The following is a 25,337-nucleotide window of genomic DNA, read 5'->3' as shown; positions in this document are numbered from 1 at the left end:
AATTTATTTTATTACCTGCAGCTCATCGATGATGTTGGAAGCGCCGCCAAGTTTATCGATACACCAGAGGACATACCGGATGTCCACGCATAGGGTTCGGTTGGTCTCCTGTTGAAATTGAAGTTTCTGATCCAGCGATTCGTAATTGCTGTCGAAGGCCAAACCGATCAATTGCCCTTTGGCATTCAATACCGGCGAACCGGAGTTCCCGCCTGTTATATCATTGGTTGTTATAAAGCCGGTTACGACCTCGTTATGACCCTTATCCTTGTAGATGCCCCACTCCTTTTGCTTGCACAGGTCGATATATTTGTCAGGAAGATCGAACTCTATATCTCCGGGTTTGTATTTCTTCAGCACTTCGGACACGGTGCATTCGTAGTCATATCGTTCTGCGCCGGGAACACTGTAGGATTTCGCTTGTCCATACGATATCCGTAAGGTGTTATTGGCATCCGGATATTGGATCTTGCCGGGTTCCATGATCATCCTGGCTTTTAGATACCTGCGGTCGAGGTTCTCTTTCTTTTGATAAAACTCCTGCTCGATACCGCCGCATTTTCGCAGATAGTTCCCGATAAAAGCATTGTCGTAGGCAAAGATGGGGTCCGCCCGTAAGACGGCTACATCCGGATGAACCATAAAGCTATCCCACTTATTCTCGTTCAATAACATCGTGTTGGCAAGCAGGTCCATCGCCCATCGATGAAAGGTTGTGGAGTCGTTCAGGCTGCCAAACCGGGATTGGAGGGCCTCATAAAAGCCCGCCGGCCGGCCTTCGGCGGGAATCCTTTCGTAATACAGCTGACATGTTTTGGCAAGCACTTCCACATCAAGCGCCCGGTTTTCTATGTTTACAAATTCCCTTCGATTTTTATCCGCTGCTTTCATGGCCTGCGCGACCACGTTGGCGGGCGTTCCGGCTGCCGCCAGAACAGACTCCAGCCGTTGATAGCCGGTTGCAAAGCTGCTGAGCCTGGCCCCAAGGATCCCTTCGATGATATAGAGCCTTTCTTTAAGACAGGGAGCCCATTTGGCATAGATCTCCGCATATTCCTTCAGAATGCCGGCGTATTCCGGTTTTTCCGCGGCCCACCTCTCAAAGTTCGCTTCCTCTTCCTGTCTTTTACTATACACATTGAAGGTCCTCAGCGCCCTGATCTCCCCTTCGCAGAATTTTCGGTAATTGGCAGAGCCCGAATATTCCGGTACCAACCTGCTCCTGGCGGCCGGGTTCTCGAGGATCTCCTGGTATTTATACTTCAATTTCAGGTCCCGTAACACCACCATGGCCGAATCTTCGACCTCCATTTTTAACTTTACCGCATAGCTGCTGGCATAGCGGTCCGTATTTCCCGGAAAGCCAAAGACCATGGTGTAATCATTCTCTTTTACTCCTTTTATGGAGATCGGCAGGGAATACCTGGGTATCAAGGGTACATTGTCCGGTGAATAAGCAGCCGGCCGGCCATCCTTGCCGGTATAGATACGGAAAATGGAGAAATCACAGGAATGACGGGGCCACCGCCAGTCGTCGCTGATTGCGCCGAATTCCCCTACGTTCAGCGGTGGCGTACCGACCAGCCGTACATCCTTATAGGTTTGAAATACGAACAACAAATATTGATTCCCTTTGAAAACCGGCATTATCCGGCCATCATAACCCGAACCCCGCACACTCCGGGCCGCCGTCGAGTCCAGTAATTTGTCCAGCTTGACCGCCCGTTCCCTTTCCGTCCACCCTTTTATGCTGTCTTCGATCTCGCCGGTCTTATCTTCTATCTTTATCAGCACCCGCATCGTCAAGCCCGGTGAAGGGACCTCTTCCTTTAAGGACCGCGCATAAAATCCATCTTTCAGGTAATTATGTTCGGCGTTGCTCGCATCCGCAATGACACTAAACCCGCAATGATGATTACTGAACATCAGCCCTTTGTTGCTCACGATGACCCCTGAGCAGCCGCCGCTGCCGAACATGACGACGGCATCTTTTATGGAAGCCTGGTTGATGCTGTACAACTGCTCCTTGCTTAGCTTAAGTCCTTTTTTCACCATGTCATCATAGACCTGCTGACCGAGTAGATAAGGCAGCCACATCCCTTCGTCCGCCCTGGCAAACAGCATCGAAGCCAGCGCGAGGACAAACAATAATTTCACCTTCATAATAAATGATTTATACGCGTTCGGACTTCGCCATTTCCATCTCGGCCGCCTTTCTGAGCATCGTGATGTTCTTTAAGGCAAACCCATCGTATCCGTTTACCCGTTGTACCAGCTCGTAGAAGAAATACGATCTATCGCTTATCGGTTTCATAAACTTCTGCAGCAGATAGCTGTCCTCTTCTTTGTCGATAATGATCCCCCAACGCTGCAAGGTATCCAGATCGACATCCTCGAAATCCTCGTTCTTCCGTAACAGCTCATAATAGGAATCAGGAACATCCATGAATTCGACATTCCTCTCGTTCAGGATCCTGATTGTTTCCGGAAGATCACTCGTGGCAAAAGCCAGATGATGAATACCTGGCCCGAAGATCTCCAGGTCCTGCTGAACATTGGATTTACGCTTATAGGTTTCGGGCTCCGCCATTACAACTGTCAGTTTCCTGTCGAAGGACTGGCTGATATTAAGGATCATGCCAGTCCGGTTCTCATCGCTTTTCGGAATGCTTTGCACAAGATCGATGCCGATGGTGTTTGAAAGATATTTTGTCCAATAGGCGATCTCGTTTATCCGGGTATGGGTGGCTATATGATCGACGGAGAATAACAGGCTTTTTTGCAGACCATGCCCCCTGGCCACTTTGTAGCCCGGCTTGAATATTCCCTGATAAGACGACCGGTCGGTAAAACTGATCTCGCAATCGTCGAAAAGTTTGATGGAGGCTTCTTCGAAAGACCCTGATTCATCCTCGGTGACAAGGGGCAGTTTCGTCGGAATAGCGCCGTTGGCCACGCTTTTTTCAAAAAGGTCGCCGACGGAGTCCGCTCTGAGGGCTATCCGCTTGATCCCGCTGTAGTTCCGAGCCAGGAAGGAAGCAATCTCCGGGTTAGCCGCCGGCCGGAGGGTCGGATAGGTGGAGGTAAGGACAAGTCTTATCCACCCGCTGACAAGGACGTACGACGAGATATTCTGCTTTTCCATTTCTCCGCCGGAGGTGGCGACAAGGGTAAATCCCAGCGCCTGGGTATGCCAATAAGCCAGGGCCTTCGCCATGGGCGTATATATCTCTACATAATCGAGTAGATATTCTTTAAAAAGATCATTATTCATGGTAGTTTGATTTTTTGATTCTTTCTTTTAAGTAAGCGGCCAGTTGCTTTATCCCAACCAGGATGTCGGCTGTCGACAGATTCGAAAAAGCCAGCCTTATTTCATATTCTCCGCCCGCTTCCAGGTGGAAATAACGCATGGGACAGATGATGATCCCGAACCTGGAGGCACACTCTACTACGCTTGCATTGTCGATGATAAAAGGGATCTGCATTTTGACGAAAAATCCCCCTTCGGGGATATTCCATCTGATATCCCGCGACCAATCCGATCGGTAGGCCATTATATTCTGATCGATGGCCATCACCATCTGATCCCGCTTTTCCCGGTATCTCGAAACCTTGGCGGCATTGAAGTCCTTCAGCGTGCAATCGAGATCGAGCAGGATCCCCGCCAGGATCGCCTGGTTGATCGTAGGGGTGTTCAGGGACAGCAGCCCCTTCACCTTGGCCATTTCATCGGCCAGCGAAACACTGTCGCCGGAAGCCGTTCTGATCCGCTGATCCGCTACAATCAGTCCGATCCTTAGCCCGGGGAACAGCGATTTGGAAAAGGAGCCGATATAGATGACCCGCCCACGGCTGTCCAGAGCTTTTAACGTGGGATTTTTTACGGTGGAGTACCCAAAAGAGTTATAAACGCTATCCTCGACGATCAGGAAATTATGTTTCTCTGCCAGGCGGATCAGTTCGAGCCGGTTTTCTACAGGCATACAGGCCCCCGTGGGATTCTGATAGTCCGGTATCACATACAATACTTTTGCTTTCTTCCTGGCTGCGCCGATCCTGTCGAGGACATTTTCCAGTTCTTCCAGGACAAGGCCATCCTTATCGACGGGCACACCCGCCAGTTCAAACCCGAATGCTTTTGCAAAAGAGCTGAGCCCGATGAAGCCGGGGTCCTCCGTCAAAACGACATCGGTCTCCCTGTTGCACAGGGTCGTGACCACCACGGCAAAGGCTTCCTGGGCTCCCACCGTCAGTAAAATGCTTTCTTCCGGAACATCGATATCCACGTCTTTTATCAGGTATTCCCGGATTATTTCGTTTACGATGCCTTTTGTCTTGTTATACTGGCCAATGGCGTTGAAAGCGGCTGCCCTTGTCTTTCCCGTCTTTTTCATCAGGTAACCGGCGAAGACGTCGATCTTTTTTATCTGTTCCTCAAGATCGAAAAACGTTTCATCGGGCTGACCGGCTGCAAAGGAAATCGCGCCCGGGAACCGGTATTGCACGTCATTGAGAAATCCTATCACATTGTTATACCCCTTTCCCAACTGGGTATTCAGCAGATAATTCTCCATCGTTCCGGGATGCGTGACGACCGGTTGTTTAGCATAAATGATCTTATCCATAGTCGGAATAATTGTTCAAAGGACTTTCCCAGGGTTCATGATCCCTTCCGGGTCAAAGACGGTCTTGATCTCTTTCATTAATCTCAGCGAAGAAGCTGGGAATTGCAGGGGCATGAATTCTTTTTGCAGATAGCCGATGCCATGTTCACCCGAGATCACTCCCCCATTGGAGATCGCAAAATCATATATTTCGTGCAGGACGGCAGCAAAATGGTCTTCGCCTGGAAAGCTCGCTTTCTCCCAATGCAGCATCGTATGCAAATTGCCATCCAGTACATGGCCAAAACAGGCCACCGCCACTCCCTCCCTTTTACAGATCTCCTCTACCCCGCTGATATATCTGTATACAAAGGACAAAGGGATGCAGACGTCGATATCCCTATATAACCTGTTTTCACTTTTCAAGGCGTTGCCGATATTTCGTCTTATCATCCACAGTCTTTCCTTTTCCGGCGAGCTGCTTCCCAGGAAAATCTCGTCCTGGGTATATTCTCCGAGGAGTTGTGCGACTGTCTCCGTTTCGAAAGCCAACCGGTTCTCATCGGCGGCGTTCAATTCAATCAGTAAATGCGCTTTGATCCTGTCGGCTGTTAAAGGGAAGGACTCTTTTAGATAGGCCCTGGTGAGTTGCAATGCAGAGTGTCCGATCAATTCCGCGGCAGCCGGCGAAAGCCCCGATCTCCTGATAGCGATCACGGCTTCGCAGGCCATGGCGAGATCGTCAAATCCTGTAAGCATCAGGGCAGAAACACGCGGCTTCGGCAATAATCTGAAAACCACCTTGGTGATGACGCCTAAAAGCCCTTCGCTTCCGACGAAAAGCCGGGTCAGATCAAGACCCGTGGCATTTTTTTCGACATTGGCGCCGGTCCAGAAGATCTCGCCGTTCGGTAATACTACCTGCAGATTGATTACATACCGGGACGTGGTACCATACTTACAGGAGTACATACTCCCGGCATTTTCGGCTACGTTTCCGCCAACAAAGGAAAAAGCGCGGCTGGTAGGTGCAACTGGGAAAAAAAGTCCCTTTTCTTCGACGGCCTCGCAAAGCTCCTGGGTGATCACCCCGCACTCGGCGATGACATATCGGTCCGTTTCATTTATTGTGATGATCTTATTCAGTCGCTCCGTCGACAAGACCACCCCTTTCTGCACGGGTAATGCTCCACCCGTCACTCCGCTGCCGCCCCCCCGGGGGGTGACGGGTATTCGATACCGGTTACAAATCCTGAGCAGTTCGCCAATCTCCTTTTCATCGGCAGGCTTTACCAATATATCGAACGGGAAATACAGATCCTGCGTCTCATCGCTGCCATAGGCACGTAAGTCTTCCTCACCGGTGATCACATAAGAGCAACCGCAAACAGTCTCCAGCAGACCGATAACCTGTTGCAGCCGGGCGTCGGATTGAATACTCGTCATGATCAGACTAATTCGACATAATCGTATTTGTCATTCTCCAGTTTCGTGAGGATACCGCCCATCGCTCTCACCGTCGGAAAATTGAAGATATCGGCTAACCCCATTTCTATTCCGGTCTGCCGGCCGATCCTGTTCACCAATTGATTGGCGCTGAGGGAATGACCTCCCAGGTCAAAGAAATTGTCGTTGATGCTGATGTCTTTTCTCTCCAGGAGGTCCTGCCAGATGGCCAACAATAATTTTTCTGCGCTTGTCGCTGCCGGGACGATCTCTTTTTTATCCGCGGCAACCAACAGGGAAAGGTCTTTCTCTGCCAGGGCCTTCCGGTCGATCTTTCCGCTTGTGGTCAATGGCATCTCGTCAAGCCAAATGAACAGGGAAGGGATCATATACCCCGGCAGCCGTTCCTGCAAATGTTTCCGGAGTCCTTCTTCAGTAGCGGGATGATCACCGGAATCAACGGCAAACAAGACCATTTTTTTATCTTTTTTCCCGCCTTCGTGAACGATTACCGCCGCCGACCGTAGCGCCGCGTATTTTCGCACGCAACTCTCTACTTCCCCAATCTCTATCCGGTATCCCCTGATCTTTACCTGGTGGTCACGCCGACCCCGGTATTCGACAGTGCCGTCAGGCAGCCATCGGCCTATATCTCCTGAGGCATAGACCCGTTCGGGGAAAACAGGCAGGTCCTCGATAAATCGTTGTTGGGTTAGTTCCGGGCGGTTCAGATATCCTTTCGCTACTCCTCTCCCGCCGATATGAATCTCTCCATACACGCCTGACGGCACCAGTTTTTTGGCCTCGTCGGTAATATAGAGCGTGGTGTTGGCAAGCGGATAGCCGATACTGATTCGTTCATTGGCCGCCAGTATCCGCTTACCGGTGGCAAAAATAGTCGCTTCCGTGGGCCCGTACAGGTTCCAGAGCTGACCTGTTCGGGACAGAAGCTTCGTAGCCAGTTGCTCCGTCAGTGCTTCGCCACAGGTGATGGCTTTTAAGCCGGTATGGCCCTGCCAGTCTGCATCTGCCAGCGCATTCCACAAGGCCGGCGTAGCCTGCATATAGGTTGGCCGGCAGCCGTCGATAAGCGCCGTCAGCTTCCGCGTATCCATCACTTCCTCTTTGGTTGCAATGACCAGTTCCCCGCCCGTGACCAGCGGGAGAAAGAATTCGGTGACAGAGATATCGAACAGCGAGGTGCTGACGGAAAGCATCCTGTCCCGGTGATCAAAACCTGGCTGCTCCTTCAGACAGTATAAGACATTTAAGATGGAATGATGATAAACCTCTACGGCTTTCGGCTCGCCGGTTGACCCGGAGGTGTACATAACATACGCTATCTGCACACCGGCAGAGTCTCGGCCGGAGGGCCGGATAAACTCGCCAGGCTTGCCGGCCAGATCCACGACTGCCACCGGAAAAGAACCGAGCTTGCCGGCCTGCTCGCATAGAGCCAGATTACCGATGTCCGTAAGAACGATCTTCACCCCGGCATCCCGGATGATAAAGGCCATCCGGTTGACGGGTGCATCCAAATCGATAGGAACGTAGTGGGCGCCTGCCTTCCAGACTGCCAGGATGGCGATGACGACTTTCTCGGAGCGGTCCAGCAAAAGCCCGACGGTATCGTTTTCCTTTATTCCGTATTCCTCTGCAAGAAGACAAGCCAGTCTTTCTGCCTGCTCGTCGACTTCCTGATACGAAAGGGACCGCTCCTCACAGCGGATACAGCATTTATTCGCCATTTCGGCGGCCCGGCGGTGAAACAGCTCGGGAATACCGGTGTCGGGAACGCTCACCCTGGAAGGCAGAGTATGAACCGGCAGCTGCTTTTTTTCAGCCGCCGTCAGGTAATCCAGGTCTTCTATAAGGACGTCGGCGGTCATGGCCGTCAGGATATTTTTGTAATGCGCGATCATCCGGTGGATCCGGTCTGCGGAGAAAAGATGATGGTCGTATTCCACTGACAGGGTCAGCGTATTTTCCTGGCGCTCGAAATAAAAGGAGAGATCATATTTGGAGCCGACCGCTACCCTGTTTCGTTGATTAAAGCGGATCCCGTTGGTGTCGGATCTTACTTCGCTTTTACTCCGGTCGCGCAGGTTCAGCAAGACGTCGAAGACGGGAGACCTGCTCAGGTCACGGGACACAGCAAGGTCCCTGATCAATTGATCAAAGGGATAGGCCTGATGCTCATAGGCGTCCAGACAGACCTGCCTTGTCCTTTGTAACAGGGTCGACAACCGGTCTTTAGGGTCGAAACGCATCCGGAACGGCACTAAATTGACAAAGAACCCCAGCATGTTGTCCAGATCGGGATGTTCCCGGCCGGCCACAGGCGATCCTATTACCAGATCGGACTGGCCGGAATGTTTGGAAAGCAGCACGGTGAGCCCACATAACAAGGTCATGAACAGACTGGCATTTCCTTCCTGCGAAAAGTTTTCCAACAGCGGCAGCAGAACCTCACCAAAAGCGGCATGCAGCGTACTCCCTTCATAGGACTTTACCGCCGGCCGGGTATAGTCCGGCGAAAGATCGAGTACAGGGATGCCGTCGGCGAAAAGCCTGTTCCAATATTCGCCCTCTTTGTCCGTACCGTTTCTTCGCAACTGGGCATTCATCCAGCCGGCATAGTCTTTATACTGGAGCTTTGGCGGCCCGGTCAGGATCGGCGATCCTTTATCAATGGCTTCATAGGTCCGTAGAAACTCATTTATCAACAAACGGGCAGACCAGTCATCGGTGATGATATGATGCATAATGACAGCTGCAAGACACCTCCCCGGAGCGACCCGGAGCAGCAGGATCCGGTATAAAGGACCTTGCTCAAGATCGAAAACGCATCTTGCCTCTTCGAATAGCATCTCTTCCGCACGGCTTTGCGCATCGGTCCGCCCGGCAAGATCGGTATAGCAAAAGCCTGGAAGATCGGGCCTGCTGTCCAGGATAACCTGGCGAGGAAGGTCATCCACCTCCCGGAAGACCGTGCGAAGTATCTCGTGCCTGTTTACGAGCAGTTTAAAAGCCATCCTGACCTTCTCTGCATCGATCTCCCCTTCTATTTCGTAAATTTCTCCTTCATTGCAGGCAAAAGAGCGTTTGTCTATCCGGCTCAGAAGCCACAGTCTTTTTTGCGAAGGCGACAGTTCATACGTCGCCGCCCGCCCGATCGCCGGCAGTTGCTGATAGCTCCTTTTATTGAGATCGGTCAGCCTGTCGGCCAGCAACGCGACAGTGGGATAAACAAACATTTCCCTGATGCCGATCCGGTAATGTAGCTCTTTATGGATAAGCCCGATGATCCGGGTCGCCTTGATCGAATTGCAGCCTGCTTCGAAGAAGTTATCGGTTATCCCCATTTTTTCAATGGATAATACCTGCTTTATAATGTCCAGGAGAAGCTCCTGTAACGGACTGACCGCAGCGGCGAGAACGGGAACCGACCCTTCGACCCTGGCCGCCCGGTCCTGCAGACCCATCCTGTCGATCTTCCCCGTCGTTGTCAGCGGCATTCGATCGATGATCTCGAATCTGGCAGGGATCATATAGGAAGGCAAATCGCGGCTTATAGCTATTCGCAGGTCATCCGTAGAGAAATCCTTCTCGACGGTAAGATAGGCAAAGAGTTGCTGACCGTTGATTCCCGGAACAACGACCGACATAATTACCCGGGGATGTCTGCTGATCACATACTCTATCTCTTCGGGCTCTATCCGGTAACCTCTTATCTTGAACTGATGATCAGTTCGTCCGAGGAATTCGATCTCCCCGGTTGCGGTAAAACGACCTCCGTCTCCCGTCCGGAATAACCTTTTGCCGGGATCGAAAGGACTGACAACGAATTTTTCTTCGGTCAGACCGGGGAGATTCAGATAGCCTCTGGCTAAACCGCCTTCGATATAGATCTCTCCGCGGCGTCCCCAGGGCAATAGTTGCCTGTTCTCGTCCAGGATATAAATCCGGTGATGACAGATGGGATTGCCGATCAGCAACGCATCCGGGAGGGAGTTTATCCTTTTGTAGGTGGCGCAAACGGTTGCTTCGCAGGGACCATAGGTATTGAAGATCTCTACGTTGTCCAGAATGTTATTGATATGGGCCGGATGCAGCGCCTCTCCACCGCTGATGACCAGGCGCAGGGAAGCCAGGCGACTGTCGACCTGGCTGTTTATCTCCTTGAGTACCGTAGGAGTGGTGGAAAGTACGGTAACGTTGTTGCGGAAGATCAGAGAAAGCAGTTCCTCGATGTCCCGGCCGCCTTTCTCCGCGATCACGATCCTTCCCGAACTACACAACGCGGGGAATACCTCTTCGATAATCGTATCGAATCCCACCGACGCCTGCTGTATAAAGACATCGGTGCTGTCTATTTCGAAATAATCAATAAAATAGCGGACATACTCCGATAAAGACCGGTGTTCGATCATCACCCCCTTGGGTCTTCCCGTCGATCCAGAAGTATAGATGATATAGGCAAGACTGTCCATTGTTCCCTCATTCAGCAGGTCGGCCGCCGGAGTGGCATAGAGATCCGGATCGTCCATATCTACGGGAAGATCGGGTCCGAAGGTCTCCGTCAAGGTGCTAAAGAAGCTGTTGTCGGTAAGCACGACCTTTAATCCGCTATCGGCTACGATTTGCTCGCAGCGCCCCGGGGGCAGATCGGGGTCCAGCGCTACGTAAGCCGCGCTGGTCTTCAGGATCGCCAGCATGGCGATGACGATGTTCTCGTTGCGGGCGACCAGAAAACCTATTCTGTCCTCGGGTCGTATCGAGTAGCGGCTTTTCAAAAAATGCGCTACCCCATTGGCCCTGTTATTAAGCTCGCGATAGGAAAGCCTTGTATTTCCGGCGCAGACGGCGAGGGCATCGGGGAAATTGGCCGCCCGCCGTTCAAAAAGCGCATGGATAGGGATCTTGGGTGACCGCTGATCGGGATTGTTTTCAACGGCTGGTTGCAGGAATTTCCGCTCCATGTCGGTAAGCAAATTGTAGCTGCTTATTTTTGCGGTGCTATCGGCCGCGACGGCATGCAGTAGATTTTGAAGGTGGTCGGCCAGCTGCTGCATCTCGCCGCCATTGAAAAGAGTGTCCCTGTATTGTATGGATAGTTGCAGACCTTCCTTTTTTTCATTGAATTCCAGCTGCAGATCGGTAAAGCCGTCTATTACAAACAGGGGTTCCTGTGCTATTTCACATCCGGTCAGCTCCAGTTCAAAGTCCTTCTCATAAAAATTCTGGTAAAGAACCAATAATGTAAAAAGCGATCCCTCTGTCCGGGTACCATTGATCTCCTTGTTCTCCAACATCTTTTCAAACGGATACCATTGATGATCGATTGCCGCCAGCAACTTTTCCCTGACGGTCGTTACTACTTCGGCAAAAGCGATCTCTCCGCTGACGGTCGTGCGAAGAAATAAGGTATTCAGTGTATAACCGATCAATTCCTCCATTCTTCCCGGTAAACGGCCTGCCGTATCAAAAGCCAGGACAAGGTCTTTTTGATCCGTATACCGGTAGATAAGCACATTCAACAGGCTCATCAGGATACCGAACGGTGTTGTATCGAAGGTGGCTGCAAGACCTCTTAATAAGACAAGGTCCTCCATTGGCAGGAAACGATCGTACCGGTTCACGGGAAAGGCTACTTCCCTTACCGGTGGTTTCCTGCGATTCGAGAGATCTGCCGGTCCCGGTAATCCGCGCAACTCTTCGGTCCAATAGCCGATATCTTCCGCCATTTTGGGATGAAGGAGCATTTCGCTTTGCCAATACACATAATCCCGAAATTGAACCGGAGGTTCTTCCGCTGCCTGCTGCTGTGCAGTCGTGTTATATAAAGAACATAGTTCCTGCAGTAATCTGGCCATGGACCAGCCATCCGCCAGGATATGATGAATGGTCAACACAAGGTAGTACTCGTTCTCACTTACCCGGATCGCCCGTAGCCGGAGTTGGCAGGGCCGGTCCAGGGCAAAGGGGATATTAGCCGCCTTTTTACAGATATCCATGCCTTTTTCAAGCCTGTTTGTCAACTGCCGGAGATCATCGTAGCCCATCGAAAAAAGGGCCTCCGTATAAGGATGGATTCTCTGCATGGGGGTGTCTTCCTGCAAATAAAAGGACGTCCGGAGCAGTTCATATTTCTGGATGAGCCCTTTTACGGATGCTTCCAGCTTACCAGCATCGAATACTCCCCTTAGTTTGAACATAACGGGGATGTTATAAGCCACCGAGTCTTTGTCAAATTGTTGCTCGGTCCAGATCCGTTTTTGTGCTGCCGAGAGTTCTGCATGGTCTGCGGGAGCTGTCCGTTGAAAGGAAGGCAGGGATTCTTCTTTCTTCGCCGTCAGAAGGAACCGGCCTATTCCATCGATGGTACTGTGCCGGAAGATGTCTTCGATGCCGGTTTTAAACCCGGTTTCCTGTTGTATCCTTCCCGCCAGTCGAATCGCCGTAAGACTATTCATTCCCGCTTCAAAAAGATCCGTTTGAAGATCGAGGTCCCGGCGCCCCAATAAGGCCTGGCCGATCTCCAGCAGCTTTTCCGGAATGGCTTCGGGCAGAATGGTCGCTCCGGACTGGTCTGCCAGCTTTCGCTCCCCCATCCCGGAGGCGCCCACCTCGCCGTTTCTATATTGTTCAAGGAGCAGGAAATGCTGGATCTTCCCACTGGTCGTTTTTGGTATCTTTTTCACCGGCACGATCGCTCCCGCATAAAGGCCTGTGCTGGCAAGTACCGATTCCCTGATCTCCCGCGCAACGGGTGCGAATTCCTCCTGGCTGCCCTTATAAAGACAAAAGAGGATCAGATCGCCTTCGTCCCCGCGGAGCGTATCCGTTCCGCAAGCCACCACCTTTCCTAACTCTGCTTTGCCGGCTTCGATTATTACCCGCTCGATATCCTGCGGATAATAGTTCTGGCCGTTGACGAGAATAATATTCTTTTGTCTTCCGGTTATGACAAGCCTGCCCTCCCGCATAAACCCAAGATCACCGGTTCGGAGCCAGTCGTCCTCGGTGAACAAGGCTAGGGTTGCCGAAGGATGGTTGTAATAGCCGCCCGTTACATTCCTGCCCCTGATCTGGATATGACCGACGGTATCTTCCGGCAAAGCCATATCCCGGTCGTCACTGATCCTGATCTGACAGGAGTCAACCGGATAACCCACGTCGGCAAAAATGGCCGCAGCCGGGTCACCTACATCGGTAATCCGGATCTGCTGGCCGGGATTAAGAAATTCCCTGCGCAAGGGATAGGAACGGATCGACGTACCCGGCGGCATGGCCGACACCTCGACACAAGCCTCCGCAAGACCATACGCGGCGACGAACGGATGGGTGCGCATACCGTATTTTTCCAGGGCTGAGGCAAACTGCTCGCACAGTTGTATGGAGATCGGTTCGGCGCCGTTCACAAGGATGCGGATACAGGACAGATCCCAGCCGGCCGCCTCTTTTTTCCGGAGTGCGGACAGAAAATAGTGCAGTCCGAAGTTGGGCGAATATAAAACACTGGCCCGATGTTCGGCTACCTTATCCATCCAGAGCAAAGGCCGCCGGATAAAACTTTGGGTGGGGATGCTCACCGCATCGATATTTTTAACTACCCCGCACAGATGGAAACCGATGATCCCCATGTCATGCGTCAGCGGCATCCAGCTTAATAATACATCGTTACCGGTTATTTTCAGGCTCGTCAGGATATCTTCAACATTACAGGAGAGACTGTCATGCGTCAGCATCACTCCTTTCGGATCACCGGTAGACCCCGACGAGAACTGGATATAAGCGAGATCGGCATCGGCAACGGGTTCACATTTCCCTTCGCGGTCACCGCCGAACAGCTCCGTCAGCAGAATGATCTTATCTCTGCCGATCCCGGCCGCCTTTACCGCATCGGCATCCTGGCGGTTAGCCGAGACGCGTTCGAATTGCTTTTCATCGCACACTAAGAAGGGCCGGTCAAGATATCTCCAAACGCTAAAAAGTCTTTTCCGCTGCTCTGCCTGCTGGCCGGGTGATATGGGAACCGCTCTGATCCCGCCGAGCAGACAGGCCCAAAAAAGGCAGAGAAGCCATTTGTCTTCGTCTACCTGGATAACCAGTTCGTCCCCGGTACCAACACCTTTCTGTTGCAACGCATGCAGGACCCGAAGGGATGTTTGGTATAGATCGCTATACGATATTCGTTCCTCAGACCCCGTCGCCTGCACAAAGGTTATCCCGGACTTGCCGTCCGAAGCCGCCTTCAATAGGGATGAAACCAGGTTCATTTCAATGTTTTATATGGCCATTAAATGATCGACCGGCAGGGTGACCAGTAGATTCCGCTGCAGAAGATCGACCCGTACCAGCAATTTCTGTTTACCGTTGAATTGCACCACTTCACAGGAGAGTCCTGTCAGCGCGCCCTGGTTGATGACGAGTTTTTGCCCCGGAAGAAAAGAAGCGGTAGAGACCTCGATCTCACTTCCATCCTTCGACAGTAATTCAATGTTCGAGATCACGGATTCGGGTACCCTGGCTATCTCCTTTCCGGTTTTGACAAAGTATAAAAAGCCGTCTGCATCAATGCTCTCCTGGTAATTATATCTGTCCTGGAGGTAAACGAAAACATAGGAGGGGAAAAGAGGCTCCTCGATAAACTTTTTCCGGTCGTGCCAGATCCTCAACTTTTTTGTTGTCGGCAGGAAAGAACGCACTTTCATTTCAGTCAACTGCGCAAATACCTTTCTCTCATGACGCGGCCGGGTATAGATTAGATACCACCCTTGGAAAAAGTTGCTCATATTGGAAATTATTTGGGGAAAAAGCGCCTCTTTGCAGCAATAAGCAAAAACATGTAGCCTTATCGAAACTAAAAAGCTATCGCTACAGCAAGTAACATTGCAGGTATGGAAAGGAGAAGAAATATTGTTTAGAGTAAATGGGCTCCTGATGTCGGTAAATATGCAATCCTCCGGTGGCTTGACCGGATCTTACCAGGAATACTTTTCTAAGGATTGGAATTTTTTATTGCGGGAACAAATTAATCTTAAAAAATTGAACAATTGTTAGTAGTGATGCCATTTCTGGTTTCGGTTTTTACGAAATGAAATTAAGCGGAGGGCGCGATCGTCATCATCGGATAAGACCCGGGCTTCGCGAACCAATGCCAATGATCCTTTTTTCTATGGCATATTTCAACAAGCCGATCGTCGATTTTGCGCCGATCTTTTCTTTGATATCCTGTCTTATTTTTTCAACGGATCGTATGCCTAAGAAAAGATCATCGGCGATCTCTTTATTGCTTTTTTCTTCCCAGATCAATTGGAGGATCTTTTTCTCCCGTTCATTGAGAGGAGCCAGCGGGTTCTCTGCATGGGATCGTATGTTGTTTTGCTTGTTCCAGTATAATGCTTCGGTAAATATCTTGTTGTGATAGAGCTGGTTCTCGGAAACGGTGCGTATGGCCTGGACAAGGTTTTCCGGCTCATCCGATTTCGAGATGTAACCATGTATGCCTGAATCCAATAGATCGCTTATCAGGTCCAAGTCGAGACTCATGGACAGGACCAGTATCTTGACTCCCTGATACTCGCTTCGCATGGTCTTCACGGCCTCATTCCCATTCAAACCCGGCAGGAAGAGGTCCATTATTACAACGTCTGTAGGTGTGTTTTGTAATCGACTCAACAAATCGCGCATGTCTGCGGCCTCGATGACGATGTTAATTCCTTTTTGCTCGGACAAATAGTTCTTTAATGTTTTCCTGAATAGAGCATGGTCATCAACGATTGCGATGTTGGTAGGATTGATAGGCATAAGGTTGTATTAGAAAGGTTTATCTTATAGAGGCTACAATCTGTGGTTAGCATTGTAAATGCCAGCCAATCTTAACCTTAACCAGTAGTCAGGAATTTCGCGGTACGGAGCAATAGCTGCAGAAAGGAGTAAATGTCCAAATGACAATCATGTGAAAATACTGCAATTCTATTATCAAACCAAATGCCGGAAGATTAACATCATGTTATTGGAATGAAAAATTGTAGGAAAGCATCAAGCTAAACAATATTAGCTATTTTATTTTCTGGAATAACCGCTTCCATCTCACACCATGATTCCAACTCATCCAGATGAGCCATGCCTCACCCACGACATGGTCTTCGGGTACAAAGCCCCAGAACCTTGAGTCCTGCGACTCATGGCGATTGTCGCCCATCATCCAATAGTAGTTCATCTTAAAGGTATACTGCGTCACGGCTGCACCGTTGAGCCAGAACTTGCCGTCTCTCATCTCGAATTGATTGTGTTCATACACGCGGATGGCGCGTTCATAGATGGGATAGTTGTCTGCCGTCAGGGTCAGGGTCGCACCTTTCGCCGGGATCCACAGCGGACCATAATTATCCAGCGCCCAGTTGACGCCGTTCACCGGTGCGAAAGGAAAGAGGACCAGCGACGGATCGACGTCGGCGATATCGGGGACGATCTTCTGTGCCAATCCGTTCTTCAGCATCTTCTCATGCGCTGCCCAGGTCAGCAGCATATCATACGTGTTTGGTGTACCTGCCGGCCGCACTTCCTGAGGATTGTTGATATCGAGATCATATTCATCGGCCATCACGGTTTCGTCCAGCGGCTGTCCCTTTGTCGTCACCGTGTAGTTGGTCTGTGATTCGGGCGGTAGGTTCTGCGCCTTGCCATTGATATATAGCACCTGGTTTTTGATCTGCAACGTGTCGCCGGCGATGGCCGTGCAACGCTTGATATAGTTCTCCTGTTTGTCCACCGGCCGGATCACCAGCGGAAACTGGTCGGGATCGCCGAGGATGATCTTCCGGCCGCTGTCGAGATTGCCGCCGCCCGCCGCCCGGGCAACGTTGTAATAAGGTCGCAGCGACTGATACTCATCTTTGTTGATCACCGTGTCCCCTGCGGGAAAATTGAAGACCACGACATCGCCCCTTTTGACCGGACTGGGGAACCAGCGGGTGTACGGGATCTTGATCCATTCCACATAGGAATTGCCGTTAGTGACCGGCAGCGTATTGTGCACAAACGGGATAGACAATGGGGTGTTCGGGATCCTTGGCCCATAACTGAATTTGCTGACAAAAAGGAAATCATTGACGAGCAGGGTCTTCTCCATCGACCCCGTCGGAATGGTATAGGCCTCGAATACAAAGGTCCGGATCAGCGTGGCGGCTACGATGGCAAAGACGCCGGCATCCACCCATTCCCGGGCCGTACCCTTCTTATGTTTTCTCACCGCCGCGGCTCCCGTGAACTTCACCTTGGGGTCATAGCCGATCATCGGGAAATAGATGAGCGGCAGCAGCGAGGCCATCGCATGCTCCCAAAGCCTGAACTTTCCGAAGACCTTTACAAACTCCACATAGATGCCCAGGGAAATGAACCAGCCCACCACCGGGATCACCTGCCAGAAGACCCAGTGTTTTGGGCGTTCGGCCAGTGTCATCATGATCCAGGTATTATAAAACGGGATATAGGCTTTCCAGCCGGGCACCCCGGCCTTTTCGAACAATTTGGCCGCACCGACGGAAGGGAGTAGGAGTATAACGACCTGGATGAGCAAAAGAACCAGCAGCTGATGAGATGACATTCCTTGGAGTTTTTTTGAATTCCGGCAAAAATAGGCTAAAAAGCACTATTTTTTCGGCAATACATAGCTCTCGACATCGCTCTGCGCGATCGTCTTCCCCGACAGGATGATCAGGCGTTCGACGACATTGCGCAATTCCCGGATATTTCCGGTCCAATTATGCTGTTGCAGGGCCTTGATGGCCTCCTCATCGATCGCTTTCTTCGCGATGCCATAGTCCCCGCAGATGTCTGCCAGGAATTTCTCCACCAGCAACGGGATATCGTCGCTGCGCTCGTTCAGCGAGGGCACATGGATGATGATAACGCTTAGCCGGTGATAAAGGTCGAGCCGGAAACTCTTTTCCTCCACCTCCTTCAGGAGGTCTTTATTGGTAGCCGCGATCACGCGTACATCGACGTTGATGTCCTTGTCGCCGCCGACCCGGGTGATCTTCCCCTCCTGCAGGGCCCGCAACACCTTGGCCTGCGCCGTGAGGCTCATATCCCCGATCTCATCGAGAAACAGCGTACCGCCATTGGCCTGCTCGAACTTGCCGATCCGTTGCTTCACGGCCGACGTGAAGGAGCCTTTCTCATGGCCGAACAATTCACTCTCGATCAACTCACTCGGGATGGCCGCACAGTTGACCTCCACCAGCGCGCCACTGGCGCGGTTGCTCTTCTCATGCACCCACCGGGCGACAAGCTCCTTCCCCACCCCGTTCTCACCCGTGACCAGGATACGGGCCTCTGTAGGCGCTACCTTCTCGATGGTCTCCTTGATCTTATGGATCGGCGTCGAAGCCCCCACCATCTCCTGCACCTTGCTGACCTTCCGCTTCAGCACCTTGGTCTCGGCCACCAGCGTGGTCTTATCCATCGCGTTGCGAATGGTGATCAGCAGCCGGTTCAGATCCGGCGGCTTGGAGATATAATCATAAGCACCCTTCTTCACCGCCTCCACCGCCGTTTCGATCGTCCCATGCCCCGAGATCATAATGATCGGGATATCGGGATGGGTCTCTTTCGTCTTTTCCAGGAACTCGATCCCATCGATCTTCGGCATCTTGATATCACAAAGAATAACATCGTACTCTTTCTCTTTTACTTTCTTCAACCCCTCTTCGCCGTCGCCGGCCTCATCGATCTTATACCCTTCATAGGAGAGGATTTCGCTGAGTGTCTTACGTATCGCCTTTTCGTCGTCAATGATCAGAATATTCGACATAGTTGTTTTTTGCTTTCGCTCAAAAATACGAACTGCATTCCAAATTAAATGTATAGCTTACAACCCGCAAACCGTCCAGATGGCCCTATATCTCTATGCCACCGAATTTCTCCGGCCCCTGCCGGATGAGGCCTTTCACCGGCTGCTCGGCGAGCTACCTGCCGCCCTGCAACCCAAAATTCTTCGCTACCGGCGCTGGCAGGACGCCCACGCAACCCTTCTCGGCAAACATCTGCTCCGCCTGGCGCTAAAAGCCGCCGGTTCCCCCGCCACAATCTCCCAATTACTGTATACTCCGCAGGCCAAACCCTATTTCCCCGATGGCCCGCATTTTAACATTTCCCATTCCGGTAACCGCGTCGTCTGCGGGCTGAGCACAACCGGCCGCATCGGCGTCGATATCGAAATCGTCAAGACGCTTGATTTCGACGATTTCCAGACCCAGTTCACGCCGGGCGAATGGACCGCGATCCGCGGCGCGGCCGACCCCGTTGCCGCCTTCTACCGGTTTTGGACGGCCAAGGAGAGCCTTATAAAAGCCGATGGCCGCGGCCTGGAGATCCCCCTGCTGGACCTCGACGTCACCGAATACCAACCGGTCGCGATCGACGGCTCCTCCTGGGCCTTCCGGCCCCTGACCCACCTGCCCGGCTATGCGGGTCATCTTACCACGGAAGCGGGCGACGTTGGGCCCGTCAGCTCCGGAGAACCTATTCCCGGGATCGAGTTCCGCGAGATATCCCCCACCGATATCGCGGCGGAACTTTGAGCAGACAATTCAGCTGGACCATCACCGATATCGTAGCCGGACTTTAACAAACCTTTTATGTGGAATTCTTCCCGCCAGGCATTTAGCCGGTATGAAAGCTCCCATTGCAATAGCCTTAACCGCGATGCTCTGCACCTGCCGCCAACCGGCATTCGATCACCAGGCCCAGACCCGGAACCCCGCCCCACCCGACAGCATAAATCCTTACGGAACCGTAGCTGCGATCCCGCCGCCGCCCGGGTATCACCGTTTGGCGACCTATCCACATTCCTTTGCGATGTGGCTCCGTGATCTGCCGCTGAAAAAGGATCGGACCGTCTATCTCTACAACGGCAGGCCCAAGGCCAACCAGAACGCCCAATTCGCCGTGCTCGATATCTCCGTCGGCCATACCGATCTCCAGCAGTGCGCCGATGCCGTGATGCGGCTCCGCGCGGAATATCTCTATTCGATGCACGAATTCACCGATATCAATTTCTATACGGAAGAGGGAAACCGGCTCAATTTTCAGGAATGGGCCAATGGTGGACGCGTCCGGCTCACGGGAAACCATCTCGTCAGCTATACCCTGCAGTCGGCGGGCCATTACTGTGAAGACCGCTCCTGCTTCGACGGCTATCTTACAACGCTCTTCACCTGGTGCGGAACACATACGCTCGAAAGACAGCTGTCTGCAAAACCCATCGAAAAGATCGACCCCGGGGATGTCCTGATCAAAGGCGGGGCGCCGGGCCATGCGATGATCGTTGTAGATGTCGTGGAAGACACGCGGGGGCACCGCATGTACCTGCTGGCGCAAAGCTATATGCCCGCCCAGGACATCCACGTCGTCAAAAATCCTGACAGCCCCTGCCTCAGCCCCTGGTTCGAAGCCGACTCCTCCCAAGGCCTGATCGAAACGCCTGAATGGACGTTCACAATCAATCAGTTAAGAACCTGGCCCCGGCATATTCCAAGATTGTGACCGGCTTTCGAAAGAGGACAAAAATGGAGATATCGTATTTTTCACCGTAAAAACCCCTTGCACCGCCTCGATTTCCGGCGTATTTTTGGGTATCCAATGACTATTAAAAACCAACCAATTTTATAATCCAAAACGTATTTCCCTATGAATCAGAATCTCGAGGCTCCCGCCACCGGTAAGATCCTTTTCAAGTTAACAATTCTTGGTTGTGTATTGCTTGGTTGCGTCTACGGCTTCCTTATGCTGTTCAACACGGCCCTCGCCGCCATCAAATAAGAAGAAAGTAAAAGAAATTAAAAGAGGCCGCCTAATCTTTAAAAGTAGGCGGCCTCTTTTATCATAATGTCCGGCAAGCAACGCTTGCCGGGGGCCCGCCGATTGGCGGGCTTTTTTATTGGAGTTATTTCTGTAGATACATCACTTCTTTCACCAGCTTCACCGTCCTGCCCACATCCGGCAGCGCAAGGGCGACCAGGTTGGGTGCATAGTGCAGCGGCGCATCGGCCGACGTGATCCGGCGGATCGGCGCATCCAGGTAATCGAACCCTTCCTTCTGGATCCGGTAGGTGATCTCCGAGGAGATCGATGCAAACGGCCACTGTTCTTCCACGATCACCAGCCGGTTCGTTTTCTTCACACTCTCGAGGATGGTCATCCAATCCAGCGGCCGGATCGACCGCAGATCGATCACCTCGGCGCTGATACCTTCCTTCTCCAATTCGGCCGCGGCGCCCAGCGCCACCTTCATCATCTTATTATAAGAAACGATCGTCACATCCTTCCCGGCCTTCTTGATATCGGCCTTGCCCAGTTCGATATAATATTCTTCGGCAGGCACGTCGGACTTCTCGCCATACATTACCTCACTCTCCATGAAGATCACCGGGTCTTCCTCATACCGGATCGCCTGCTTCAGCAACCCCTTTGCATCATACCCGTTGCTGGGACTGACGACTTTCAAACCGGGGATATTCGCATAATAGCTTTCGAAAGCCGTCGAGTGCTGCGCGCCCAGCTGACCCGCCGAACCGTTGGGTCCGCGGAAAACGATCGGACAGCCTACCTGACCGCCGCTCATCGCCAGCATCTTGGAAGCGGTGTTCAGTATCTGGTCAAGGGCGAGCACCGCGAAATTCCAGGTCATGAACTCGACAACGGGACGCAGCCCGTTTTGGGCAGCCCCGACCGCTACTGCGGTGAAACCCAGCTCAGAGATAGGTGTGTCGATCACGCGCTTGGGACCAAACTCGTCCAGCATGCCCTGGCTAACCTTATAGGCGCCATTGTATTCCGCCACTTCTTCACCCATCAAAAAAACCCGGTCATCGCGCCGCATTTCCTCGTTCATAGCCTCGCGCAGAGCCTCCCGAAAAGCAATTTGTCTCATTCTTTGTGATTTGTTCGAGCCGCAAATTTATTGGTTGTCATGGAGATTATCAAATTCACCTGAATACCCATTTGCATGAAAACAAATTTATATATATTCGTAAGACAACACTAGTGCACCCATGCAACCCACGATTGGCTACCTCGAAAAGATCATCCGCATCTATAGCAAACGGCTGGAAGCGGTTACCGACGAAACCTACAATTGGCGGCCCGGTCCCGAAAAATGGAGTAAGAAAGAGATCCTGGGACATCTGGTCGACTCGGCCCAGAACAATATCCGGCGATTCGTCATCGCTCAGTACGAAGACACCCCCGATATCCCGTACTCACAGGATGATTGGGTGGTCCTCACCGGTTACCGGGACTACCCGGCGCGCGATCTGATCGCGCTCTGGACGCTGCTGAACAAACATATCATCATCATCCTGGCCAATATGTCCCCAGAGGGGACACAACGGAAATGCTCGATGGGCGGTCAGGCACAGACCCTCGAATGGGTGGCGGCAGATTATTGCAACCATCTGCTGCACCACCTCCACCAGATACTCGATCTCGACCCGATCGCGTATCCAGGCTAGGGTCGCGGGCTTCGTTATCGCTCAACCCGCTCAAAAGTCAGCATAAAGCTCGTCCCCTCGCCCAGCTGCGAACTGACGTCGATGCCGGCGCGATGCGACTGCAGAATATTCCAGGTCGCGGCCAGCCCCAGGCCAAACCCATTGGTCTTGGAAGTAAAATACGGCTCGAAGATGCGGGAGATATTCTCTTCGGGAATGCCGCCCCCATTGTCGGCGATACTCACTTTGTAATGCTGGGGGATCTCCTCGCGGATGGCAATGGTGATCACACCCGACTGCGCCGGTACGGCCTCCACCGCGTTGATGAGGATATTGAGAAAGGCAATACGCAATTTTTCCTTGTCGGCCATGACGAAGGCCGGCTTCTCGGGGTACATCAGCTCCAGCCGGATATTCTTCAGCGAGATCCGGTCCGATGCTGCCGCCAGCGTGTTGTCGAGGATCTCCTGCAGCCGCGTCTTCTGCAACGAGATCTCGGCCGGCCGCGAAAGGTCAAGCAGTTCGGAGATCAGGCTGTCGATCCGCCCGCAATTCCGCGCGATGATATCCAGATAGATATTCGCATCCTCGCTGTCCATCTCGGGCTTTAACTGCTCGACGGAGAGGTTGATATTGGTCAACGGGTTACGCACCTCATGCGCCAGCGTCCGCAGCAGCGTAGCCGTGGACCGCAGTTTCTCGATCTGGAACGTGGCCCGTTCGATCCTTTTCAGATTGGTGATATCATGGATGATCCCCTGGATATAGGTCTCGCCGCTGGAATAGACCTGCCACGAAATGGACAGGATACAGTTGCGCCGTTCCTTATTCCGGGTGATCAGCTCCACCTCGAGGTCCTCCACCTCACCGGTCAGCGACAGGCGGTCCCGAAGCTGGTCGGCCGCCTCTTTTCGCGCAAAAAGATCATAGAGGCTCATCTGCATCAGCTCCTCCTTCCCATATTTGAACAGTTCGCCGGTCGCGGCATTCACATCCTGGAAGACAAGATCGTCCCCGGTGAGAAATACCGCGTCCTTGCTCCGCTCGAAAATGGTCCTGAACTTCCGTTCGTTGACCCGCAACGCCCGGATATAAGCGCTTCTCTCCAGCGCATACCGCATGCAGCGCTCCAGTTTTTCGGTATTGATCTCCGACTTGACGAGGTAATCCACCGCCCCGATATTCATGGCCTGGACATCGAGGTCCCGGTTGCCGATACCGGTGAGCAGCACGAGCGGCTCCTCGCAACCCATGCTGATGGCTTCCTGCAACAGCTCGAGCCCCGTCTTGGCCCCCAGCAGATAATCCACAAAATAAAGATCATAACGGGCCTGGCCGATCCGCTGCAGTGCTTCATTGTAGTCATAGCACCAGTCGATCCGGAATTCCTTGTCGGGAATATCCTTGATACAGGCGTCGATGATCAGAAAGTCGTCTTCGTCATCTTCTACGATAAGGATCCTTGTAGGGAGGCTGGAAGGCAACATGGTAACAGCTAAATTAATTTAAGTCACTAATGTCGTCATTTTTTTCTACTAGAGCAGCCGGCACGCCGCCAAGCGGAAGCGACACGATAAAGATCGCCCCCTCACCCGGTTTGCCAAGGGCCGATATAAACCCTTTGTGCATCTCTACGATCTTCTTGCAAAGGGCGAGCCCGATCCCGGTTCCCTCATATTCCGCGTTGGAATGCAGCCGGCGGAACATATCGAATATCTGCTCGGCATACTTCTGATCAAACCCGATGCCATTGTCCTCGATATAGATCCGCCCATAGCGGGTCTCCTGCTCCCGGCCGTTCGCCGAAGCAAGCACCGGCCCTTCCTCATACCGGATACGGATTTGCGGCGACTCCTTTTTCTTGCAGTATTTTAACGAATTGCTGATCAGATTGGAGAAAAGCGGCCCCATCAGCACGGTACTCGCCGGCAACACCGGCAGCCGGTCGACCTTCACTTTCGCGGCCTTCTCCTGGATGACGCCTTCCATCTCGGACAACACCTCCTCCACCACCCCGTTGAGGTCCACCTCCTCGAAATTCTGTTTCTCCACCGAGATCTTGGAAAACCGCAGGATATCGTTGATCAGGTCCTGCATGCGTTTGGACACCTCCTGGATCCGCGTCAGATAGAGCTTGCCCTCTTTTGAAAAGCTGTTATCGGTGCTGGCCAGCAGCCGGTCGCTGAACATCCGGACCTTTCGCAGCGGCGCCTGCAGGTCATGCGAGGCCATAAAAGCGAAAAGGTCCAGGTCCTTATTGGCGGCTTCCAGCCGGGAGATATTCTCCAGCAACTGCTTGTTCAGCTCCGTCACCTTTTCTTCCGACGCTTTCCGTTCGTTGATCTCCATCTCCAGGTTGCGGTTTATCGCCACCAGTTTTTGTTCCTGCGCCGTCAGCCGCTGGTTCTTCCGGTACAGCTCGACAAAAACCGACACCTTCGCCCGCAGCAGGTCCGGGTTCACGGGCTTGTAGATATAATCCACGGCGCCCGCGCGGTACCCTTTGAAGAGGTTCTCATCCCCATAGTTGTTGGCCGTGATGAAAATGATGGGTATATGTCTCAGGCGCTCCCGCTCGTAGATGAGCGAGGCCGTTTCAAAACCGTTCAGGTTCGGCATCTGTACATCCATCAGGATAAGCGCAAAATCCAGGTCGGTGAGCAGCGTCTTCAAAACCTGACGTCCGGAGGTGGCTTTTACAAAACGATAACCATCGGGTTCCAGCACTGTCTCCATCGACAGGAGGTTGTCCTCGCGGTCATCGACTAACATGATTTTTGGT

The 25,337-nt window shown here is 52.3% G+C and carries 16 protein-coding genes; 4 read left to right on the top strand and 12 right to left on the bottom strand.

Annotation, left to right across the window (positions count from 1 at the left end):
* Positions 1-3: 3 nt before the first annotated feature.
* From VGM48_RS23920 to VGM48_RS23880, 9 genes are all read right to left on the bottom strand, one after another.
* Complete coding sequence (locus tag VGM48_RS23920) at positions 4-2,163, bottom strand: S46 family peptidase (protein ID WP_331583320.1); 2,160 nt, start codon at positions 2,161-2,163, stop codon at positions 4-6.
* A 10-nt stretch (positions 2,164-2,173) separates the two neighbouring features.
* The gene (locus VGM48_RS23915; RefSeq protein ID WP_331583318.1) at positions 2,174-3,274 is read right to left on the bottom strand and encodes a VOC family protein; all 1,101 of its coding nucleotides are present in this window, start codon (positions 3,272-3,274) and stop codon (positions 2,174-2,176) included.
* A complete protein-coding gene (locus VGM48_RS23910) occupies positions 3,267-4,628 on the bottom strand; it encodes a PLP-dependent aminotransferase family protein (protein WP_331583316.1) in 1,362 nt (453 codons plus the stop codon). Before VGM48_RS23910 ends, VGM48_RS23915 begins: the two co-directional genes overlap by 8 nt.
* Positions 4,629-4,643: 15 nt before the next feature.
* On the bottom strand, positions 4,644-6,053 hold the full coding sequence (locus VGM48_RS23905) for an FAD-binding oxidoreductase (RefSeq protein WP_331583314.1): 1,410 nt from the start codon (positions 6,051-6,053) through the stop codon (positions 4,644-4,646).
* A 2-nt stretch (positions 6,054-6,055) separates the two neighbouring features.
* Positions 6,056-14,335, bottom strand: coding sequence for an amino acid adenylation domain-containing protein (locus VGM48_RS23900; RefSeq protein ID WP_331583312.1), 8,280 nt, complete (start codon positions 14,333-14,335; stop codon positions 6,056-6,058).
* 9 nt (positions 14,336-14,344) lie between these two features.
* A complete protein-coding gene (locus VGM48_RS23895; protein ID WP_331583310.1) occupies positions 14,345-14,851 on the bottom strand; it encodes a UpxY family transcription antiterminator in 507 nt (168 codons plus the stop codon).
* A 331-nt stretch (positions 14,852-15,182) separates the two neighbouring features.
* Positions 15,183-15,866 (bottom strand): response regulator transcription factor, encoded by a 684-nt coding sequence (locus VGM48_RS23890; protein WP_331583308.1) that lies wholly within the window; start codon positions 15,864-15,866, stop codon positions 15,183-15,185.
* Positions 15,867-16,119: 253 nt separating this feature from the next.
* Positions 16,120-17,667, bottom strand: a complete 1,548-nt coding sequence (lepB, locus tag VGM48_RS23885) for a signal peptidase I (protein WP_331583306.1) — start codon at positions 17,665-17,667, stop codon at positions 16,120-16,122.
* Positions 17,668-17,712: 45 nt separating this feature from the next.
* Positions 17,713-18,876 carry a sigma-54 dependent transcriptional regulator gene (locus VGM48_RS23880; RefSeq protein WP_331583304.1) on the bottom strand — a complete coding sequence of 388 codons (1,164 nt, stop codon included), beginning with the start codon at positions 18,874-18,876 and terminating at the stop codon, positions 17,713-17,715.
* Between the two features lie 79 nt (positions 18,877-18,955).
* Here VGM48_RS23880 and VGM48_RS23875 point away from each other — a divergent pair, with 79 nt between their 5' ends.
* From VGM48_RS23875 to VGM48_RS23865, 3 genes are all read left to right on the top strand, one after another.
* A complete protein-coding gene (locus tag VGM48_RS23875; RefSeq protein ID WP_331583302.1) occupies positions 18,956-19,645 on the top strand; it encodes a 4'-phosphopantetheinyl transferase family protein in 690 nt (229 codons plus the stop codon).
* Positions 19,646-19,736: 91 nt separating this feature from the next.
* Positions 19,737-20,609 (top strand): DUF4846 domain-containing protein, encoded by an 873-nt coding sequence (locus VGM48_RS23870; protein ID WP_331583300.1) that lies wholly within the window; start codon positions 19,737-19,739, stop codon positions 20,607-20,609.
* A gap of 144 nt (positions 20,610-20,753) precedes the next feature.
* A complete protein-coding gene (locus VGM48_RS23865) occupies positions 20,754-20,885 on the top strand; it encodes a hypothetical protein (protein ID WP_331583298.1) in 132 nt (43 codons plus the stop codon).
* 124 nt (positions 20,886-21,009) lie between these two features.
* On the opposite strand, the gene VGM48_RS23860 is transcribed toward VGM48_RS23865, so the two are convergent.
* Positions 21,010-21,996 (bottom strand): pyruvate dehydrogenase complex E1 component subunit beta, encoded by a 987-nt coding sequence (locus VGM48_RS23860; protein ID WP_331583296.1) that lies wholly within the window; start codon positions 21,994-21,996, stop codon positions 21,010-21,012.
* Positions 21,997-22,117: 121 nt separating this feature from the next.
* Here VGM48_RS23860 and VGM48_RS23855 point away from each other — a divergent pair, with 121 nt between their 5' ends.
* Positions 22,118-22,576, top strand: a complete 459-nt coding sequence (locus VGM48_RS23855) for a DinB family protein (protein ID WP_331583294.1) — start codon at positions 22,118-22,120, stop codon at positions 22,574-22,576.
* 14 nt (positions 22,577-22,590) lie between these two features.
* Here the strand turns inward: VGM48_RS23855 and VGM48_RS23850 are convergent, their stop codons facing one another.
* Together VGM48_RS23850 and VGM48_RS23845 are read right to left on the bottom strand one after the other, a co-directional pair.
* Positions 22,591-24,042, bottom strand: coding sequence for a hybrid sensor histidine kinase/response regulator (locus VGM48_RS23850; protein WP_331583292.1), 1,452 nt, complete (start codon positions 24,040-24,042; stop codon positions 22,591-22,593).
* 13 nt (positions 24,043-24,055) lie between these two features.
* A complete protein-coding gene (locus VGM48_RS23845) occupies positions 24,056-25,327 on the bottom strand; it encodes a response regulator (protein WP_331583290.1) in 1,272 nt (423 codons plus the stop codon).
* Between the last annotated feature and the right edge of the window lie 10 nt (positions 25,328-25,337).

The sequence above is a fragment of the Puia sp. genome (assembly GCF_036500295.1).
Lineage (GTDB): Bacteria > Bacteroidota > Bacteroidia > Chitinophagales > Chitinophagaceae > Puia.
Note: the sequence above shows the minus strand (reverse complement) of the source record. Positions and strands in the feature narration are given on the sequence as shown.

Excerpts from the sequence above, each read along its gene's own strand:
- VGM48_RS23910 (WP_331583316.1), bottom strand. The coding sequence starts at position 4,628 with ATGGATAAGATCATTTATGCTAAACAACCGGTCGTCACGCATCCCGGA.
- VGM48_RS23900 (WP_331583312.1), bottom strand. The coding sequence starts at position 14,335 with ATGAACCTGGTTTCATCCCTATTGAAGGCGGCTTCGGACGGCAAGTCC.
- VGM48_RS23870 (WP_331583300.1), top strand. The coding sequence starts at position 19,737 with ATGAAAGCTCCCATTGCAATAGCCTTAACCGCGATGCTCTGCACCTGC.
- VGM48_RS23860 (WP_331583296.1), bottom strand. The coding sequence starts at position 21,996 with ATGAGACAAATTGCTTTTCGGGAGGCTCTGCGCGAGGCTATGAACGAG.
- VGM48_RS23895 (WP_331583310.1), bottom strand. The coding sequence starts at position 14,851 with ATGAGCAACTTTTTCCAAGGGTGGTATCTAATCTATACCCGGCCGCGT.
- VGM48_RS23845 (WP_331583290.1), bottom strand. The coding sequence starts at position 25,327 with ATGTTAGTCGATGACCGCGAGGACAACCTCCTGTCGATGGAGACAGTG.
- VGM48_RS23920 (WP_331583320.1), bottom strand. The coding sequence starts at position 2,163 with ATGAAGGTGAAATTATTGTTTGTCCTCGCGCTGGCTTCGATGCTGTTT.
- lepB (WP_331583306.1), bottom strand. The coding sequence starts at position 17,667 with ATGTCATCTCATCAGCTGCTGGTTCTTTTGCTCATCCAGGTCGTTATA.
- VGM48_RS23850 (WP_331583292.1), bottom strand. The coding sequence starts at position 24,042 with ATGTTGCCTTCCAGCCTCCCTACAAGGATCCTTATCGTAGAAGATGAC.
- VGM48_RS23880 (WP_331583304.1), bottom strand. The coding sequence starts at position 18,876 with ATGTCGAATATTCTGATCATTGACGACGAAAAGGCGATACGTAAGACA.
- VGM48_RS23905 (WP_331583314.1), bottom strand. The coding sequence starts at position 6,053 with ATGACGAGTATTCAATCCGACGCCCGGCTGCAACAGGTTATCGGTCTG.
- VGM48_RS23915 (WP_331583318.1), bottom strand. The coding sequence starts at position 3,274 with ATGAATAATGATCTTTTTAAAGAATATCTACTCGATTATGTAGAGATA.
- VGM48_RS23875 (WP_331583302.1), top strand. The coding sequence starts at position 18,956 with ATGGCCCTATATCTCTATGCCACCGAATTTCTCCGGCCCCTGCCGGAT.
- VGM48_RS23890 (WP_331583308.1), bottom strand. The coding sequence starts at position 15,866 with ATGCCTATCAATCCTACCAACATCGCAATCGTTGATGACCATGCTCTA.
- VGM48_RS23865 (WP_331583298.1), top strand. The coding sequence starts at position 20,754 with ATGAATCAGAATCTCGAGGCTCCCGCCACCGGTAAGATCCTTTTCAAG.
- VGM48_RS23855 (WP_331583294.1), top strand. The coding sequence starts at position 22,118 with ATGCAACCCACGATTGGCTACCTCGAAAAGATCATCCGCATCTATAGC.